Source organism: Streptococcus sp. 1453, from assembly GCF_013276955.1.
Taxonomy (GTDB): domain Bacteria; phylum Bacillota; class Bacilli; order Lactobacillales; family Streptococcaceae; genus Streptococcus.
Map to the genome: position 1 here is coordinate 111,334 of NZ_VMLZ01000006.1, position 18,336 is coordinate 129,669.

The following is an 18,336-nucleotide window of genomic DNA, read 5'->3' on the forward strand; positions in this document are numbered from 1 at the left end:
GTATGAGATATTTAACTGCAGGAGAATCACACGGCCCCCGTCTGACGGCTATCATTGAAGGAATTCCAGCTGGACTTCCTTTGACAGCAGAGGGTATCAATGAGGATTTGAAACGCCGTCAGGGTGGCTACGGTCGTGGTGGTCGTATGAAGATTGAGAGCGACCAAGTTATCTTTACTTCGGGTGTTCGCCATGGGAAGACGACAGGGGCTCCTATTACAATGGATGTCATCAATAAGGACCACCAAAAATGGCTGGATATCATGTCTGCGGAAGACATTGAAGAGCGACTTAAAAGCAAACGAAAAATCACCCATCCTCGCCCAGGACATGCCGATTTGGTTGGGGGGATCAAGTACCGTTTTGATGATTTGCGGAATTCCTTGGAACGTTCATCTGCCCGTGAAACCACCATGCGGGTGGCAGTTGGGGCTGTAGCCAAACGCCTCTTAGCTGAACTGGATATGGAGATTGCCAACCATGTCGTGGTCTTTGGTGGTAAGGAAATAGATGTACCTGAAAATCTCACAGTTTCTGAGATTAAGGAAAGAGCTGCCCAGTCTGAAGTTTCTATTGTCAACCAAGAAAGAGAACAGGAAATCAAGGATTATATTGACCAAATCAAACGTGACGGTGATACCATCGGTGGAGTTGTGGAGACAGTCGTCGGAGGTGTTCCAGTCGGCCTAGGTTCCTATGTCCAATGGGACAGAAAATTGGATGCGCGATTGGCTCAGGCAGTTGTCTCTATCAATGCTTTTAAAGGGGTGGAATTTGGTCTTGGCTTTGAAGCTGGTTACCGCAAAGGTAGCCAAGTTATGGATGAAATTCTCTGGTCTAAAGAAGACGGCTATACTCGTCGTACTAACAATCTTGGCGGTTTTGAAGGTGGTATGACTAATGGGCAACCGATCGTTGTTCGTGGAGTTATGAAGCCCATTCCTACTCTCTACAAACCACTTATGAGTGTAGATATCGAAACCCATGAACCCTACAAGGCAACAGTCGAAAGAAGTGATCCGACTGCTCTTCCAGCAGCAGGTGTGGTCATGGAAGCCGTTGTGGCAACGGTTCTGGCACAAGAAATCCTCGAAAAATTCTCATCAGACAATCTCGAGGAACTAAAAGAAGCGGTAGCCAAACACCGAGACTATACAAAGAACTATTAAGGAGTTCCTATGGCAAAAACAATCTATATCGCAGGTCTTGGTTTGATTGGTGCCTCTATGGCACTTGGTATCAAACGCGATCATCCAGATTATGAAATTTTAGGCTATAATCGTAGTCAAGCTTCGAGAGATATCGCCTTGAAAGAAGGCATGATTGACCGTGCAACGAATGATTTTGCCAGTTTTGCTCCTTTGGCAGATATCATCATTCTCAGCTTGCCAATCAAGCAAACCATTGCTTTCATTAAGGAATTGGCCGACTTGGACTTGAAAGAAGGCGTCATTATTTCAGATGCTGGCTCAACCAAGTCAGCTATTGTAGATGCAGCGGAGAACTATTTGGCTGGCAAGCCTGTTCGCTTTGTCGGTGCTCATCCCATGGCCGGTAGTCACAAGACAGGGGCTGCTTCTGCGGATGTCAATCTTTTTGAAAATGCCTATTATATCTTTACACCTTCAAGCCTGACAAGTCAGGACACGCTTGAGGAAATGAAGGAACTGCTTTCAGGTCTTCATGCTCGTTTTATCGAGATTGATGCCAAGGAGCATGATCGTGTGACTTCTCAGATTAGCCATTTTCCTCATATTCTGGCTTCCAGTCTCATGGAGCAGACTGCGGTCTATGCTCAAGAACATGAGATGGCGAGGCGCTTTGCGGCCGGTGGTTTTCGAGATATGACTCGAATTGCGGAAAGCGAGCCGGGTATGTGGACCTCCATTCTCTTATCTAATCGTGAAACCATTCTGGATCGAATTGAGGATTTCAAGGAACGTTTAGATGAGGTTGGACAAGCCATCAGTAAGGGAGATGAAGAGCAAATTTGGAACTTTTTCAACCAAGCGCGTGAGCAACGCCAAGCCATGGAAATCCATAAGCGTGGTGGTGTGGATAGCTCTTATGACCTCTATGTCGATGTTCCCGATGAAGAAAATGTCATCTTGCGGATTTTGGAATTGCTACGTGGAACTTCCTTGGTTAACATCCACATCAACGAGGAAAACCGTGAGGATATTCACGGGATTCTACAAATTTCATTTAAAAATGCTCAAGATTTAGAACGAGCCGAGCACCTCATAACAGAAAACACCGACTATACAGTCGTTATCAAATAAGGAGAAAATCATGTCAAATATTTACGATAGTGCAAACGAACTCAGTCGCGGCCTACGCGAATTGCCAGAATACAAGGCTGTCAAAGCGGCTAAAGATGCGATTGCAGCAGACGCTGAGGCAAGCAAAATCTTTACAGAATATGTTGCTTTCCAAGAGGAAATTCAAAAACTAGCACAAACAGGTCAAATGCCAGATGCTTCCTTCCAAGCGAAGATGGAAGGCTTTGGCAAGCAGATTCAAGGAAACAGCCTATTGTCGGAATTCTTTACCAAGCAACAACAATTGGCCATTTACCTTTCTGACATTGAAAAAATTGTTTTCGAACCAGTTTCAGAATTGCTAAAATAAGAAAATAACTATCATAAAGTCAGAAATTTTAAGGAATTTCTGGCTTTTTATGATAAAATAAGTAAAAGTATTGCAAGTATGAGGTCCAGTATGAAACTAAAAACAAACATTCGCCACTTACACGGCAGTATCCGAGTTCCAGGTGACAAGTCTATCAGTCACCGTTCTATTATCTTTGGAAGTTTGGCTGAGGGTGAGACCAAGGTTTATGATATTCTTCGAGGTGAAGACGTTCTTTCGACCATACAGGTCTTTCGTGATCTTGGTGTAGAGATTGAGGATGAAGACGGTGTCATTACTATTCAAGGTGTAGGTGTGGACGGCTTGAAAACTCCACAAAATGCCCTTGATATGGGAAATTCTGGCACCTCGATTCGCCTGATTTCAGGTGTCCTTGCTGGTGCAGACTTTGAAGTAGAAATGTTTGGCGATGATAGTCTTTCCAAACGTCCTATGGATCGTGTGACGATTCCACTGAAAAAAATGGGCGTCAGCATTTCGGGACAAACTGAGCGAGACCTTCCTCCCCTTCATTTAAAAGGGACGAAAAACCTAAGACCTATTCATTATGAGTTGCCAATTGCCTCTGCCCAAGTCAAGTCAGCCTTGATGTTTGCAGCCTTGCAGGCTCAGGGGGAGTCCGTGATTATCGAAAAAGAATGCACCCGTAATCATACTGAAGATATGTTACAACAATTTGGTGGCCATTTAAGTGTGGAGGGCAAGAAAATCACAGTCCAAGGGCCACAAAAATTGACAGGACAAAATGTGGTTGTTCCAGGAGATATTTCAAGTGCAGCCTTTTGGTTAGTTGCAGGATTGATTGTTCCAAATTCTCGTGTGATGCTTAAGAATGTGGGCATCAACGAAACGCGTACAGGTATCATTGATGTCATTCGCGCCATGGGTGGAAAATTGGAAATAACTGAAATCAATCCAGTCGCTAAATCTGCTACCTTGACTGTTGAGTCTTCTGACTTGAAAGGAACAGAGATTGGTGGTGCCTTGATTCCACGCTTGATTGATGAATTGCCTATTATTTCCCTACTTGCGACCCAAGCACATGGTGTAACAGTTATCAAGGATGCTGAGGAACTTAAGGTTAAGGAAACAGACCGCATTCAGGTTGTGGCAGACGCTTTAAATAGCATGGGAGCAGATATTACTCCTACAGCTGATGGAATGATTATCAAAGGGAAATCAGTCCTTCACGGTGCTAGAGTCAATACGTTTGGTGACCATCGTATCGGCATGATGACAGCCATTGCAGCCCTTTTGGTTGCAGATGGAGAAGTGGCGCTTGATCGTGCAGAAGCCATCAATACCAGCTATCCTAGCTTCTTTGATGATTTGGAGAGTTTGATTCATGGCTAAGGTGTTATTAGGCTTTATGGGGGCTGGCAAATCCACAATCGCCAGAGTTTTAGATCCAAATTATCTCGATATGGATGCCCTGATTGAGAAACGCTTAGGTATGTCCATTGCGGAATTTTTCGCTGAAAAGGGAGAAGTGGCCTTTCGACAGGTAGAGTCAGAAGTTCTAGCTGATTTACTACAAACAGACCAAGTCGTGTCAACTGGTGGAGGAGTAGTCATTTCTCAACGAAATCGTGACTTACTAAAGACAAATTCTGATAATATCTACCTGAAAGCAGATTTTGAAACCCTCTACCAACGTATCGCAGCTGATAAGGACAATCAGCGCCCGCTTTTTCTAAATAATAGCAAGGAAGAACTTGCAGCTATTTTTCAAGAAAGACAGGTCTGGTATGAGGAGGTAGCCAGTCGGGTTTTGGATGTGACCAAGTTAAGCCCAGAGGAAATTATAGAGGAACTAAGATGAAAATTGCTTATCTAGGTCCCAAGGGATCATTTTCACACCACGTTGTGCAGACAGCTTTTCCTCATGAGGAATTGCAGGCCTTTGCCAATATTACAGATGTCATCAAGGCCTATGAGCAAGGATTGGTGGACTATTCTGTGGTGCCAGTTGAAAATTCTATCGAGGGTAGTGTTCATGAAACCTTGGACTACCTTTTTCATCAGGCTCGCATCCAAGCAGTGGCAGAAATCGTTCAGCCTATTCATCAGCAGTTGATGGTGGTCCCAGGCCACACTAAGATTGAAAAGATTTTTTCACATCCACAGGCCTTGGCTCAAGGAAAGAAATTCATCGATGAACAATATCCAGAGGCTCAAATCGAGGTAACAGCTAGTACAGCTTATGCGGCCCGTTTTATTTCCGAACATCCTAATCAGCCTTTTGCGGCTATTGCACCAAGAAGTTCTGCTGAAGAATATGGCTTAGAACTGATTGCTGAAGATATTCAAGAAATGGAAGCCAATTTCACACGTTTCTGGGTTTTGGGAGCTGAAGGTACAGCCATTCCCTTGCAAGCACAAACTGAGAAAATGACTTTGGCCTTGACCTTACCTGACAACCTTCCAGGTGCACTTTATAAGGCACTGTCGACCTTTGCTTGGCGAGGAATTGACTTAACAAAAATTGAAAGTCGTCCACTCAAGACAGCGCTAGGCGAATACTTTTTCATTATCGATGTGGACTATGCTGATAAGGGCCTGGTCCACTTTGCCCAAAAAGAATTAGAAGCCATCGGAATCCAGTATAAGGTTCTGGGTGCCTATCCTATTTATCCAATATCAGACCATGGAAAGGAGAGAAGATGAGTAAAGAAAATCCTCTCAGTCATCATGAAAAATTACGTTATGATTATTTGCTAAAAAATATTCACTATCTCAATGAGAGAGAAAAAAATGAGTTTGCCTATTTGCAAGAAAAGCTAACTCTTGCTAGGGTAAATAGTAGTTCCAGCTTGGAACAAGAAAGAGAAGAGCAGGTTGACTTACCAAGCTATGCAAACCGGAGTCGCTCACAATACAAATCACAAGCACTCTCTTCCCCTCCCAAAAAGAAAAGACGGAAGCTCCGTCTTAAACGCATTTTTATGGTGATTTTCTCTCTTCTAGTCTGTGTGGCTTTAGCCATGGTATTCATGTTTTTACGTGGTTATCAAGATGCTAGTGCAAAGAAAACTGCTGATGCTAAGGCAGCACAGGTTCAAGTCTTTAATGGTCAGGACACTAGAGACGGGGTTAATATTTTGATCATGGGGACGGATGGTCGAATCGGCCAAAACAGTGCTGAGACGCGGACGGACTCTATTATGGTATTAAATGTTGGCGGCTCAGATAAGAAAATGAAGCTGGTCAGCTTCATGCGTGACAATTTGGTTTATATAGACGGTTACAGCCAAGTCATTAACGGTAGAAAACAGACGGATAACAAGTTAAACGTAGCCTATGAGTTAGGAGAACAAGAGGGGCAAAAAGGGGCAGAAATGGTTCGTCAAGTTTTGAAAGATAATTTTGATTTGGACATTAAGTACTACGCCTTGGTCGATTTTCAGGCCTTTGCTACAGCGATTGACACACTTTTCCCTGATGGGGTGACGATTGATGCTCAATTTTCAACATTGAATGGGCGTCCACTAACAGAAGCTACAGTCGGAGATGATTTACATGCGACTGAGACTGAGTCTCCAACCCAGACTATTAAAGTCGGAAAACAGCAGATGAATGGCTCTACCTTGCTCAATTATGCTCGTTTCCGTGATGATGATGAGGCGGATTACGGCCGTACCAAAAGACAGCAACAAGTTTTAACAGCAATTTTAGAGCAAATTAAAGATCCTACTAAACTTTTCACTGGTTCTGAAGCTCTTGGAAAAGTTTTTGCTATGACCTCAACCAATGCACCCTATACTTTCCTCCTAACAAACGGTTTATCTGTTTTGGATGGAGCAAAAAATGGTATTGAAAAATTGACGATTCCAGAACTGGGTGACTGGGTAGATGCCTATGATGTTTATGGAGGCTTGGGTTTGCTGGTCGATCAAAACAAGTATCAGAATAAATTGTCTCAGATGGGTTTGAGATAAAATAAGATGGGAGAATCAAAGCTTGAAGGCTATTTATCTAGCAGTCAGGCTTTGATTTTTTACAGTCTGCAATAGATTTTCACCCCCTATTTGTGGTATAATGAAACGATACGATAGAAAGAATAATGAACAATATGACTGATTTAAAAGCAATTCAGGCTCGTAGTCTGGAGATGGCTGAATATTTTGTGGCCTTTTGTAAAGAACATGATTTGCTTTGTTACCTCTGTGGAGGGGGTGCTATTGGTGCCCTTCGAAACAAGGGCTTTATTCCTTGGGACGACGACCTAGACTTTTTTATGCCCCGTAAAGATTATGAGAAATTAGCAGAATTATGGCCTCGTTATGCAGATGAACGTTATTTCTTGTCAAAGAGTCACAAGGATTTTGTTGACCGCAATCTTTTTATTACCATTCGTGACAAGGAAACCACCTGTATCAAGCCTTATCAGCAGGATTTAGAATTGCCACATGGTCTGGCCTTGGATGTTTTGCCTTTGGATTATTATCCTAAAAATCCAGCTGAGCGGAAAAAACAGGTTCGTTGGGCCTTGATTTATTCACTCTTTTGTGCCCAAACTATTCCAGAAAAGCATGGTGCACTTATGAAATGGGGAAGCCGTATTTTACTGGGTGTGACTCCAAAATCTCTCCGTTATCGCATTTGGAAAAAAGCTGAGAAAGAAATGACCAAGTATGATTTGTCTGAGAGTGATGGCATTACAGAATTATGCTCAGGTCCTGGCTACATGAGAAATAAGTACCTAATCGAATCTTTTGAGGACAATCTTTTCTTGCCATTTGAGGGGACAGAGATGCCTATTCCAGTTGGTTATGATGCCTATCTCAGTACTGCTTTTGGGGATTATATGACGCCACCACCAGCAGACAAGCAGCTACCGCATCATGATGCTGTCATCGCTGATATGGATAAGTCTTATACAGAATACAAGGGAGAATATGGTGGCTAAGAAAAAAATCTTATTTTTTATGTGGTCTTTTTCTCTCGGAGGTGGAGCAGAGAAGATTTTATCTACCATTGTTTCAAATCTGGATCCAGAAAAGTATGATATTGATATTCTTGAAATGGAGCATTTTGACAAGGGATACGAATCAGTTCCTAAACATGTAGGCATTTTAAAATCCTTTCAGGATTATCGCCAAGCCAGATGGTTACGAGCTCTTTTGTGGAGAATGAGAATTTATTTTCCAAGACTGACTCGGCGCTTGCTTGTGAAAGATGACTATGATGTTGAAGTTTCCTTTACCATTATGAATCCACCACTGTTGTTCTCTAAAAGAAGAGAAGTCAAGAAAATCTCTTGGATTCATGGAAGTATTGAAGAATTTCTTAAGGATAGCTCAAAAAGAAAATCACATAGACGACAGTTGGATGCTGCGGATACCATTGTAGGGATCTCAAAAAAGACCAGCCATTCTATCAAGGAAGTCTACCCAGATTATGCTTCAAAATTACAGACGGTCTACAATGGTTATGATTTTAAGACTATCCTAGAAAAATCTCAAGAGAAGATTGCTATCGAGATTGCGCCTCAAAGTATCTGTACTATCGGACGGATTGAAGAAAATAAGGGTTCTGACCGTGTGGTGGAAGTGATACGGTTATTACACCAAGAGGGGAAAAATTATCACCTTTACTTTATAGGTGCTGGTGATATGGAAGAGGAACTGAAAAAACGGGTCAAAGAGTATGAGCTTGAGGACTACGTACATTTCCTTGGCTATCAAAAAAATCCTTATCAGTATTTATCTCAGACGAAAGTTCTATTGTCTATGTCTAAGCAAGAAGGTTTTCCTGGAGTGTATGTGGAAGCCTTGAGTCTGGGACTTCCTTTTGTCTCTACAGATGTTGGAGGGGCTGAGGAATTATCCCAAGAAGGTCGATTTGGACAAATCATTGAGAGCAATCAAGAGGCAGCTCAGGCAATTACAAACTACATGACATCTGCCTCAAACTTCGATGTCGATGAGGCTAGCCAATTCATTCAACAATTTACAATTGCCAAACAAATCGAACAAGTAGAAAAACTATTAGAGGAGTAGCATGGAAACTGCATTAATTAGTGTCATTGTGCCAGTCTATAATGTGGCGCAGTACCTAGAAAAATCGATAGCTTCCATTCAGAAGCAGACCTATCAGAATCTGGAAATTATTCTTGTTGATGATGGTGCAACAGATGAGAGTGGTCGCTTGTGTGATTCAATCGCTGAACAAGATGACAGGGTGTCAGTGCTTCATAAAAAGAACGAAGGATTGTCGCAAGCACGAAATGATGGAATGAAGCAGGCTCACGGAGATTATCTGATTTTTATTGACTCAGATGATTATATCCATCCAGAAATGATTCAGAGCTTATATGAGCAATTAGTTCAAGAAGATGCGGATGTTTCGAGCTGTGGTGTCATGAATGTCTATGCTAATGATGAAAGCCCACAGTCAGCCAATCAGGATGACTATTTTGTCTGTGATTCTCAAACATTTTTAAGGGAATACCTCATAGGTGAAAAAATACCTGGAACGATCTGCAATAAGCTAATCAAGAGAGAGATTGCAACTGCCCTATCCTTTCCAAAGGGATTGATTTACGAAGATGCCTATTATCATTTTGATTTGATCAAGTTGGCTAAGAAGTACGTGGTTAATACTAAACCCTATTATTACTATTTCCATAGAGGGGATAGTATTACGACTAAACCCTATGCAGAGAAGGATTTAGCCTATATTGATATCTACCAAAAGTTTTACAATGAAGTTATGAAAAACTATCCTGATTTGAAAGAGGTCGCTTTTTTCAGATTGGCCTATGCTTACTTCTTTATTCTGGATAAGATGTTGCTAGATGATCAGTATAAACAGTTTGAAGCCTATTCTCAGATTCATCGTTTTTTAAAAAGCCATGCCTTTGCTATTGCTAGGAATCCAATTTTCCGTAAGGGGAGAAGAATTAGTGCTCTGGCTCTATTCATAAACATTTCCTTATACCGATTCTTATTACTGAAAAATATTGAAAAATCTAAAAAATTACATTAGAACGGGGGTGAGCAAGTGATTGATGGAAAACGATTATTATTTAGTTTGACCATAGTCAGTTATGCCTTGACGCTAGTAAGTGGAATTGTGTATCTGTTTAATAATAACAATGTTAGCTTGCTTTCTACTTTATTGTTCTTACTGGTTAGTAGCTTAATTGCCTGCTGGAATGACATCAAGTATTACTTAATCCATTTTATTTTCTATTTAACTATTTTTGTCTTTCTGGTATCAAGACCGACCATTGATTATTTTAGGGATGGCGCTCTGGATACCTATCATCCGATAGCCTATCGTTTTGCCTTTATAGTCGTCATGGTTTCGATTCTGGGCTTGACCACAGGAGGCGTCCTGGCTCGTTACTTCATAGCTAGGAAGAAAATAAAAGTAGCAAATATAGGAAATTCTCTAAAAGAGGTTTATACCAAGAGGTTACGCTTTGTATCACTAGGAGTTTTTCTTCTAACCTATCCTTTCTATTTCATTCGGTTATTTGAACGACTCCTGTATCGCTTGCAGACTTCCTACTATGCCTACTATGCAAATTTTGAAAGTAAACTGCCTTATTTTACCTATATCTTATCAACCTTTACGGTCTATGCAATGTGTATGTATTTGGCAACCAAGCCAAAGAAATTGCAGGCCACAGCAGTGCTTGTCTCCTTTATTGCAGCCAATACCATTCATTTGGCAATTGGGACACGAAATCCCTTTATTTTAAGTATTTTATTTGCTTTTGTTTATTACTTTATGCGGGAGCAAACTGAAAAGGGAAAATGGATTGGGTTTAAAGAAAAGTTAGCAATTTTTGTAGGTTCTCCTATTCTCATGTTAGCGATGGGAGTGCTCAATTATGTGCGGGATAATGTCCAAGTTTCCCATACAGGTTTCTGGGATATCTTGCTTGACTTTATCTATAAACAAGGAACCAGTTTTGGCGTTCTGGCTCGAGGTTTTCTATTTAACAGTAGCCTCCCTTACCGAGATTTCCGTAATTTTACTTTTGGTCCTGTTCTTGATTATTTTGCAAGGGGAAGCTTGGGGGCCATTTTCGGAGGAAAAGCCTTTGAACATACAACCAATAGTGTGGAGCTAGCTATCGATAGTAATAGTTATGCCCACAATTTGTCCTATCTTGTTTTGAACAAGGAATACTTGAAAGGACATGGTATCGGAAGTAGTTATATCATGGAGTTGTATACAGACTATGGTATGATAGGGGTCTTTCTACTTAGTCTCTTACTCGGTATGCTATTCATAGCCATGCTGCAAGTAGCCTATCGTTCAAGAACAATCCTATTTGCCTTGTCCCTACTCATCTTGAATAATCTATTCTTTATGCCAAGAAGTAGCTTTTCAGAAAGTTTCTTCAATCTATTTACAATGCAATTCTGGGGAATTGTTCTTGTGATTATATTTGTAGCAAAAATGCTTACAAAAGAGAACCAGTATCTACTCAACAAAGGAGAAAAAAATCATGTTTGAACATTATTCAGTAGCTGATTTGTTTGCAAATCTTTATAAAAAACGAAAAGCAAATATTTTAGCTCTCATCGCTTTATTTGCTCTTATTGCTGTACCATTTACCATTAAAGCAGTTAAGAATAAAAATACTGTCAAAGACACAACAAGTTATTCAACTTATATCAGCTATAAAATCACCCCTCCAGAAGATTCAGCTAAAACGATTTTGAATCATCAAATTGGTGGTTATAGTGATTTCTACGGGAAATTGATTGATGGGAATTTGAATGGAGCTTATCTTTTCAATGATGTAGAACCGAGTGAACTGAAAAAAATTGCTAGTGAATTGGATACGACAGAAACAACCTTGAAAAATTCTACGAATGATTATTGGTGGAAAAAACTGACCGTCTACTATATGATTGACGATGCAGGGGTTGGTGTGAAAATTTTGACACCAAGTAAAGATGTCAATGACTTGTTAGAGCGAAAAATTGATGGATTGATTGAGAAATTTAAACACACTTATGCAAATGTAAAAATTGAAAAATTGGAAACCATCAACTCTAAAGAATTGAATGCAAATGGTGAGACAGCGCTTGGATTGAATGTGAAGAATTTGATTCTCCGTTTAGCTGTTATTGGAGTAGTCTGTGTGATTTTGGTTGTGATGGGAAATGTATTGGTTTATCTTTTTAACCCAACAATCAATAGAGCAGGTGATTTTTCTCAATATCAAATTGATTTTGTAACAGAGATCACAACAATTGCCAACCTAGCAGATGTCTTGTCATACAAAAATGCTGGACAAGAATTAACCATCGTTAGCTCAAACAAAGCTATTCTAGATAAATTGAAACAAAATCAAGAGTCTTTAAAAGGAATGCATTTTGTCGATTTACAAGATGTGCCATCGCTTTTAGAAAGAGATACAGTCCTTCTTGTTGAAGAGTATGGAGTGACTCGTTATAAGAAATTTGAACAAAGTCTTCAAATTCTTAGAAACCTAAATCGTTCTATCCTCGGTGTAGCAACCTTTAAATTATAAGTATTCTGATGTATCAGGTCTTCAAAGTTGGCTAAGAGCCGATTTTGAAGGCTTTTTCTATTTGTTAGCAGAAATTTCCCTTTAGAATCTTTTATAGAAAGACCCTAGGGAAAATCTAGCATGACAGAGGAGCCTTCTTTTGATAAAATCGTAAAAATCTAGTATAATAGATAGAACTGAAAGTATGAGGTTACTAGCAATGAAAATGAAACAAATTAGTGATACAACTTTGAAAATCACGATGTCTTTAGAGGATTTGATGGATCGTGGCATGGAGATTGCTGACTTTCTCGTTCCTCAAGAAAAAACAGAAGAGTTCTTTTATGCTATCTTGGATGAGTTAGAGATGCCTGATAGCTTTCTGGATACAGGTATGTTGAGCTTCCGTGTGACTCCAAAACCTGATAAGGTAGATGTCTTTGTAACTAAATCAAAGATTGACCAAAATCTAGATTTTGAAGACTTATCGGATTTGCCAGATATGGAAGAATTGGCTCAAATGTCTCCAGATGAATTTATCAAAACCCTGGAAAAAAGCATCGCAGACAAAACCAAGGATGATATCGAAGCCATTCAATCTCTAGAGCAAGTCGAAGCCAAGGAAGAAGAGCAAGAGCAGGCTGAACAAGAAGCTGAGAGCAAGAAAGAGCCTTACATCTACTACATCCTTTCTTTTGCTAAGTTGGCTGACTTGGTTACTTTTGCAAAGACAGTGACTTTTGAGATGGAAACTTCTGAACTCTACAAGATGAATGAGCGCTATTATCTGACCATTTTAGTGGATATTGAAAATCATCCAAGTCCATATCCAGCTTGGCTGTTGGCCCGTATGCGTGAGTTTGCAGACGATAGTGATATTAGTCGTTCAGTCTTACAAGAGTATGGTCAAATCTTGATGAATCACGATGCAGTGCTTAATCTGCAAAAGATTGGATAATCCTTTCTGGAAAGCTATTTCTAGATTTTAAGAAGAGCGAATCGTCTGATTCGTTTTTTCTTTTTATACTGAAATAGCGATTTACTATAATAGGAATTTTCACAAAATTCTGTTATAATGGCTATATTAGAAAATTTCGAGGAGACAAACATGACAGTTAAAATTGCTTTACTAGGATTTGGTACCGTTGCAAGTGGTGTACCTTTCCTCCTAAAGGAAAATGGAGAAAAAATCAATCAATCAGCACATTCAGAGATTGAAGTTGCTAAGGTGTTGGTCAAGGATGAAGATGAAAAGAATCGCTTGCTTGCAGCAGGGAATGACTTTAACTTTGTAACCAATGTGGATGATATTTTGTCAGATCAAGACATTACGATCGTAGTGGAATTGATGGGGCGTATCGAACCAGCTAAAACCTTTATCACTCGTGCCTTGGAGGCTGGTAAACACGTTGTTACTGCAAACAAGGACCTTTTGGCTGTCCATGGTGCAGAATTGTTAGAAATCGCTAAAGCTAACAAGGTAGCACTTTACTACGAAGCAGCGGTAGCTGGTGGTATTCCAATTCTTCGTACCTTGGCAAATTCCTTGGCTTCTGACAAAATCACGCGCGTGCTTGGAGTAGTCAACGGAACTTCCAACTTCATGATGACCAAGATGGTGGAAGAAGGCTGGTCTTACGATGATGCTCTTGCGGAAGCGCAAAGACTTGGTTTTGCAGAAAGCGACCCGACAAATGACGTGGATGGGATTGATGCAGCCTACAAGATGGTCATTTTGAGCCAATTTGCTTTTGGTATGAAGGTTGCCTTTGACGATGTAGCCCACAAGGGAATCCGCAATATCACACCAGAAGACGTAGCTGTAGCCCAAGACCTTGGCTATGTAGTGAAATTGGTTGGTTCTATCGAGGAAACTCCTTCAGGTATTGCTGCAGAAGTAACTCCAACCTTCCTTCCTAAAGCGCACCCACTTGCTAGTGTGAATGGGGTAATGAACGCTGTTTTTGTAGAATCTATCGGTATCGGTGAGTCTATGTACTACGGACCAGGTGCAGGTCAAAAACCAACTGCAACAAGTGTTGTAGCAGATATTGTCCGTATCGTTCGTCGCTTGAATGATGGTACCATTGGCAAAGACTTCAACGAATATAGCCGTGATTTGGTCTTAGCTAATCCAGAAGATGTTAAAGCAAATTACTACTTCTCAATCTTGGCACCAGACTCAAAAGGTCAGGTCTTGAAATTGGCTGAAATCTTTAACTCTCAAGATATTTCCTTCAAGCAAATCCTCCAAGATGGCAAAGAAGGTGATAAGGCGCGTGTCGTCATCATCACACACAAGATTAATAAAGCCCAGCTTGAAAATGTCTCAGCTGAATTGAAGAAGGTTTCAGAATTCGACCTCTTGAATACCTTCAAGGTGCTAGGAGAATAAGATGAAGATTATTGTACCTGCAACCAGTGCCAATATCGGGCCAGGATTTGACTCGGTCGGTGTAGCTGTAACCAAGTATCTTCAAATTGAGGTCTGCGAAGAACGAGATGAGTGGCTGATTGAACACCAGATTGGCAAATGGATTCCTCATGACGAGCGTAACCTCTTGCTAAAAATTGCTTTGCAAATTGTACCAGACTTGCAACCAAGACGTTTGAAAATGACTAGTAATGTTCCCTTAGCGCGTGGTTTGGGGTCTTCCAGCTCGGTTATTGTTGCTGGGATTGAACTAGCCAACCAACTGGGTCAGCTCAACTTGTCTAATCATGAAAAATTGCAGTTAGCGACAAAGATTGAAGGGCATCCTGACAATGTGGCTCCAGCAATTTATGGTAATCTCGTTATTGCAAGCTCTGTTGATGGGCAAGTTTCAGCTATCGTAGCAGACTTCCCAGAGTGTGATTTCCTAGCCTATATTCCCAACTATGAATTGCGTACTCGAGACAGCCGTGGTGTCTTGCCTAAGAAATTGTCTTACAAGGAAGCTGTTGCAGCTAGTTCTATCGCCAATGTGGCGGTTGCGGCCTTGTTGGCAGGAGATATGGTGACAGCTGGTCAAGCAATCGAGGGAGACCTCTTCCACGAGCGCTATCGTCAGGACTTGGTGAGAGAATTTGCGACGATTAAGCAAGTGGCCAAAGAAAATGGTGCCTATGCAACCTACCTCTCTGGTGCTGGGCCGACAGTTATGGTTTTGGCTTCTCATGACAAGATGCCGGCGATTAAGGCAGAATTGGAAAAGCAACCCTTCAAAGGAAAACTGCATGACTTGAAGGTTGATACCCAAGGTGTCCGTGTCCAAGCAAAATAAAGAATAGATGATAGGATGGGGAAACTCTCGACCAGAGGGCTTCCTATCCTTTTTTTGAAAAGAAGTTTATACTCAATGAAAATCAAAGAGCAAACTAGGAAGTTAGCTGCAGGTTGCTCAAAGCACTGCTTTGAGGTTGCAGATGTAAGCTGACGTGGTTTGAAGAGATTTTCGAAGAGTATTAGTTAAAAACTTGATAAAGGAGAAATAAAGATGGCAGAAATTTATCTAGCAGGTGGTTGTTTTTGGGGCCTAGAGGAGTACTTTTCACGAATTTCTGGAGTGCTAGCAACCAGTGTTGGCTACGCTAATGGTCAAGTCGAAACGACCAATTACCAGTTGCTCAAGGAAACAGACCATGCAGAAACGGTTCAAGTGATTTACGATGAGAAGGAAGTAGCACTCAGAGAAATTTTGCTTTATTATTTCCGTGTTATTGATCCATTATCAGTCAATCAACAAGGGAATGACCGTGGACGTCAGTATCGGACCGGTATATATTACCAGGATGAAGCAGACTTGCCAGCTATCTACACAGTGGTGCGGGAGCAGGAACGCATGCTTGGGCGAAAGATTGCAGTAGAGGTGGAGAAACTTCGCCACTATATTCTGGCTGAAGATTACCACCAAGACTATCTTAAGAAGAATCCTTCAGGTTACTGTCATATCGATGTAACCGATGCTGAGAAGCCATTGATTGATGCTTCTAATTATGAAAAGCCTAGTCAAGAGGTGTTAAAGGAAAGCTTATCAGAAGAATCCTATCGTGTTACCCAAGAAGCTGCTACAGAGGCTCCATTTACCAATGCTTATGACCAAACCTTTGAAGAGGGAATTTATGTAGACATCACGACGGGTGAGCCACTCTTTTTTGCCAAGGATAAGTTTGCCTCAGGTTGTGGTTGGCCAAGTTTTAGCCGTCCGATTTCCAAGGAATTGATTCATTATTACAAGGATCTGAGCTATGGAATGGAGCGAATCGAGGTTCGTTCTCGGTCAGGCAATGCTCACTTGGGTCATGTTTTCACAGATGGACCGCGTGAGTTTGGTGGTCTCCGTTACTGTATCAATTCTGCATCCTTGCGTTTTGTATCCAAGGATGAGATGGAAGAGGCAGGGTATGGCTATTTATTACCGTACTTAAACAAATAAAACAGAGAGGGTGGGCACTTCCCACTTTCTTCATTTTTAGAATACGAATAGAAGGGATTTATGAAACACCTATTATCTTACTTCAAACCTTACATCAAGGAATCAATTTTAGCACCCTTGTTCAAGCTACTAGAAGCTGTGTTTGAGCTCTTAGTTCCCATGGTGATTGCAGGAATTGTTGACCAATCCTTGCCCCAAAGAAATCAAGGTCATCTCTGGATGCAGATTGGTCTGCTCCTTATCTTTGCAGTAATTGGTGTTGTAGTGGCCTTAATAGCCCAGTTCTACTCAGCAAAGGCAGCGGTTGGGTTTACCAAAGAACTGACAAACGACCTTTATCGTCATATTCTTTCCTTGCCCAAGGATAGCAGAGACCGTTTGACAACTTCTAGCTTGGTGACTCGCTTGACTTCGGATACCTACCAGATTCAGACTGGTATCAATCAATTCCTGCGTCTCTTTTTGCGAGCGCCCATTATCGTTTTTGGTGCCATTTTTATGGCTTATCGAATCTCAACTGAGCTGACTTTCTGGTTCTTAGTCATGGTTGCCATTTTGACCATTGTTATTGTAGGGCTTTCTCGGTTAGTCAATCCTCTCTACAGCAGTCTCAGAAAGAAAACGGACCAACTGGTTAAGGAAACGCGCCAGCAATTACAAGGGATGAGAGTTATTCGTGCTTTTGGTCAAGAAAAACGAGAGTTACAGATTTTTCAAACTCTTAACCTAGTCTATGCTAGATTACAAGAAAAAACAGGTTTCTGGTCTAGTTTATTAACACCTCTGACTTATCTGATTGTCAATGGAACTCTTCTTGTTATTATCTGGCAAGGCTATATTTCTATTCAAGGAGGCTTGCTCAGTCAAGGTGCTCTTATTGCCCTCATCAACTATCTCTTACAGATTTTGGTGGAATTGGTTAAGCTAGCCATGCTGATAAATTCCCTCAACCAGTCCTATATCTCAGCCAAGCGAATCGAGGAAGTCTTTGCTGAGGCTCCAGAAGATATCCATTCAGAATTAGAACAAAAGCAAGTTACTAGCAATCAGGTTTTACAAGTTCAAGAACTGACCTTTACCTATCCTGATGCGGCCCAGCCTTCTCTGAGAGACATTTCCTTTGATATGACTCAAGGGCAAATCCTTGGTATCATTGGGGGAACAGGTTCTGGTAAGTCAAGCTTGGTAAAAGTCTTACTTGGTCTTTATCCAGCAGACAAGGGAAGCATTGACCTTTATCGAAATGGATCTAGTCCTCTTAATTTGGAGCAGTGGCGGTCTTGGATTGCCTATGTGCCCCAAAAGGTCGAACTTTTTAAAGGAACCATTCGTTCCAATTTGATTCTAGGTTTCAATCACGAAGTAACTGACCAAGAACTTTGGCAGTCCTTGGAGATTGCGCAAGCTAAGGATTTTGTCAGTGAAAAGGAAGGACTCTTGGATGCCCTAGTTGAAGCAGGAGGAAGAAATTTCTCAGGTGGACAAAAACAAAGGCTGTCTATCGCACGTGCAGTCTTGCGCCAAGCTCCGTTCCTTATCCTAGATGATGCGACCTCGGCCCTCGACACCATCACCGAGTCCAAGCTTTTGAAAGCTATTCGAGAAAATCTGCCAAATACGAGCTTAATCTTGATCTCTCAACGAACCTCAACACTTCGGATGGCAGACCAGATTCTCCTCTTGGAAAAAGGTGAGCTCCTAGCTATCGGCAAGCACGAGGACTTGATGAAATCGAGTCAAGTCTATCGTGAAATTAATGCATCCCAACATGGAAAGGAGGGCTAG

The 18,336-nt window shown here is 41.2% G+C and carries 17 protein-coding genes; all 17 read left to right on the forward strand.

Going from position 1 to position 18,336, the window contains the following annotated elements; translation table 11 throughout:
- Positions 1-2 precede the first annotated feature (2 nt).
- The 17 genes from aroC (at position 3) to HW098_RS06120 (ending at position 18,336) form a co-directional block, all read left to right on the forward strand.
- Positions 3-1,169, forward strand: coding sequence for a chorismate synthase (aroC, locus tag HW098_RS06040; RefSeq protein ID WP_176139567.1), 1,167 nt, complete (start codon positions 3-5; stop codon positions 1,167-1,169).
- A gap of 9 nt (positions 1,170-1,178) precedes the next feature.
- On the forward strand, positions 1,179-2,282 hold the full coding sequence (locus tag HW098_RS06045; protein WP_176139568.1) for a prephenate dehydrogenase: 1,104 nt from the start codon (positions 1,179-1,181) through the stop codon (positions 2,280-2,282).
- 10 nt (positions 2,283-2,292) lie between these two features.
- A complete protein-coding gene (locus tag HW098_RS06050) occupies positions 2,293-2,631 on the forward strand; it encodes a YlbF/YmcA family competence regulator (RefSeq protein ID WP_070478366.1) in 339 nt (112 codons plus the stop codon).
- Between the two features lie 90 nt (positions 2,632-2,721).
- Positions 2,722-4,005: a 3-phosphoshikimate 1-carboxyvinyltransferase gene (aroA, locus tag HW098_RS06055; RefSeq protein WP_176139569.1), complete on the forward strand. Its 1,284-nt coding sequence runs from the start codon at positions 2,722-2,724 to the stop codon at positions 4,003-4,005.
- A complete protein-coding gene (locus tag HW098_RS06060) occupies positions 3,998-4,474 on the forward strand; it encodes a shikimate kinase (RefSeq protein WP_176139570.1) in 477 nt (158 codons plus the stop codon). Before aroA ends, HW098_RS06060 begins: the two co-directional genes overlap by 8 nt.
- A complete protein-coding gene (gene pheA / locus HW098_RS06065) occupies positions 4,471-5,319 on the forward strand; it encodes a prephenate dehydratase (RefSeq protein WP_176139571.1) in 849 nt (282 codons plus the stop codon). The genes HW098_RS06060 and pheA overlap by 4 nt, the downstream gene beginning before the upstream one ends.
- Positions 5,316-6,590: a polyisoprenyl-teichoic acid--peptidoglycan teichoic acid transferase Psr gene (gene psr / locus HW098_RS06070; protein ID WP_173270246.1), complete on the forward strand. Its 1,275-nt coding sequence runs from the start codon at positions 5,316-5,318 to the stop codon at positions 6,588-6,590. The genes pheA and psr overlap by 4 nt, the downstream gene beginning before the upstream one ends.
- Before the next feature lie 125 nt (positions 6,591-6,715).
- Entirely contained in the window at positions 6,716-7,561 is an 846-nt protein-coding gene (locus HW098_RS06075; protein WP_176139572.1) for a phosphorylcholine transferase LicD, read from the forward strand.
- A complete protein-coding gene (locus tag HW098_RS06080; RefSeq protein WP_176139573.1) occupies positions 7,551-8,654 on the forward strand; it encodes a glycosyltransferase in 1,104 nt (367 codons plus the stop codon). Before HW098_RS06075 ends, HW098_RS06080 begins: the two co-directional genes overlap by 11 nt.
- Before the next feature lies 1 nt (position 8,655).
- Positions 8,656-9,642, forward strand: coding sequence for a glycosyltransferase family 2 protein (locus HW098_RS06085; protein ID WP_176139574.1), 987 nt, complete (start codon positions 8,656-8,658; stop codon positions 9,640-9,642).
- A 15-nt stretch (positions 9,643-9,657) separates the two neighbouring features.
- Complete coding sequence (locus tag HW098_RS06090; RefSeq protein WP_050389933.1) at positions 9,658-11,127, forward strand: O-antigen polysaccharide polymerase Wzy family protein; 1,470 nt, start codon at positions 9,658-9,660, stop codon at positions 11,125-11,127.
- Positions 11,120-12,154, forward strand: coding sequence for a prephenate dehydratase (locus HW098_RS06095; protein ID WP_176139575.1), 1,035 nt, complete (start codon positions 11,120-11,122; stop codon positions 12,152-12,154). The genes HW098_RS06090 and HW098_RS06095 overlap by 8 nt, the downstream gene beginning before the upstream one ends.
- 199 nt (positions 12,155-12,353) lie before the next feature.
- Positions 12,354-13,091 carry an adaptor protein MecA gene (gene mecA / locus HW098_RS06100; RefSeq protein WP_176139576.1) on the forward strand — a complete coding sequence of 246 codons (738 nt, stop codon included), beginning with the start codon at positions 12,354-12,356 and terminating at the stop codon, positions 13,089-13,091.
- A 150-nt stretch (positions 13,092-13,241) separates the two neighbouring features.
- Positions 13,242-14,528 carry a homoserine dehydrogenase gene (locus HW098_RS06105; RefSeq protein WP_176139577.1) on the forward strand — a complete coding sequence of 429 codons (1,287 nt, stop codon included), beginning with the start codon at positions 13,242-13,244 and terminating at the stop codon, positions 14,526-14,528.
- Between the two features lies 1 nt (position 14,529).
- On the forward strand, positions 14,530-15,399 hold the full coding sequence (gene thrB / locus HW098_RS06110) for a homoserine kinase (protein WP_176139578.1): 870 nt from the start codon (positions 14,530-14,532) through the stop codon (positions 15,397-15,399).
- Between the two features lie 213 nt (positions 15,400-15,612).
- The gene (gene msrB / locus HW098_RS06115; protein ID WP_176139579.1) at positions 15,613-16,551 is read left to right on the forward strand and encodes a peptide-methionine (R)-S-oxide reductase MsrB; all 939 of its coding nucleotides are present in this window, start codon (positions 15,613-15,615) and stop codon (positions 16,549-16,551) included.
- A gap of 60 nt (positions 16,552-16,611) precedes the next feature.
- Positions 16,612-18,336 (forward strand): ABC transporter ATP-binding protein, encoded by a 1,725-nt coding sequence (locus tag HW098_RS06120; protein ID WP_176139580.1) that lies wholly within the window; start codon positions 16,612-16,614, stop codon positions 18,334-18,336.

Excerpts from the sequence above, each read along its gene's own strand:
- pheA (WP_176139571.1), top strand. The coding sequence starts at position 4,471 with ATGAAAATTGCTTATCTAGGTCCCAAGGGATCATTTTCACACCACGTT.
- thrB (WP_176139578.1), top strand. The coding sequence starts at position 14,530 with ATGAAGATTATTGTACCTGCAACCAGTGCCAATATCGGGCCAGGATTT.
- msrB (WP_176139579.1), top strand. The coding sequence starts at position 15,613 with ATGGCAGAAATTTATCTAGCAGGTGGTTGTTTTTGGGGCCTAGAGGAG.
- psr (WP_173270246.1), top strand. The coding sequence starts at position 5,316 with ATGAGTAAAGAAAATCCTCTCAGTCATCATGAAAAATTACGTTATGAT.
- HW098_RS06105 (WP_176139577.1), top strand. The coding sequence starts at position 13,242 with ATGACAGTTAAAATTGCTTTACTAGGATTTGGTACCGTTGCAAGTGGT.
- HW098_RS06120 (WP_176139580.1), top strand. The coding sequence starts at position 16,612 with ATGAAACACCTATTATCTTACTTCAAACCTTACATCAAGGAATCAATT.
- HW098_RS06095 (WP_176139575.1), top strand. The coding sequence starts at position 11,120 with ATGTTTGAACATTATTCAGTAGCTGATTTGTTTGCAAATCTTTATAAA.
- aroA (WP_176139569.1), top strand. The coding sequence starts at position 2,722 with ATGAAACTAAAAACAAACATTCGCCACTTACACGGCAGTATCCGAGTT.
- HW098_RS06085 (WP_176139574.1), top strand. The coding sequence starts at position 8,656 with ATGGAAACTGCATTAATTAGTGTCATTGTGCCAGTCTATAATGTGGCG.
- HW098_RS06080 (WP_176139573.1), top strand. The coding sequence starts at position 7,551 with ATGGTGGCTAAGAAAAAAATCTTATTTTTTATGTGGTCTTTTTCTCTC.
- HW098_RS06045 (WP_176139568.1), top strand. The coding sequence starts at position 1,179 with ATGGCAAAAACAATCTATATCGCAGGTCTTGGTTTGATTGGTGCCTCT.
- HW098_RS06050 (WP_070478366.1), top strand. The coding sequence starts at position 2,293 with ATGTCAAATATTTACGATAGTGCAAACGAACTCAGTCGCGGCCTACGC.
- mecA (WP_176139576.1), top strand. The coding sequence starts at position 12,354 with ATGAAAATGAAACAAATTAGTGATACAACTTTGAAAATCACGATGTCT.
- aroC (WP_176139567.1), top strand. The coding sequence starts at position 3 with ATGAGATATTTAACTGCAGGAGAATCACACGGCCCCCGTCTGACGGCT.
- HW098_RS06075 (WP_176139572.1), top strand. The coding sequence starts at position 6,716 with ATGAACAATATGACTGATTTAAAAGCAATTCAGGCTCGTAGTCTGGAG.
- HW098_RS06060 (WP_176139570.1), top strand. The coding sequence starts at position 3,998 with ATGGCTAAGGTGTTATTAGGCTTTATGGGGGCTGGCAAATCCACAATC.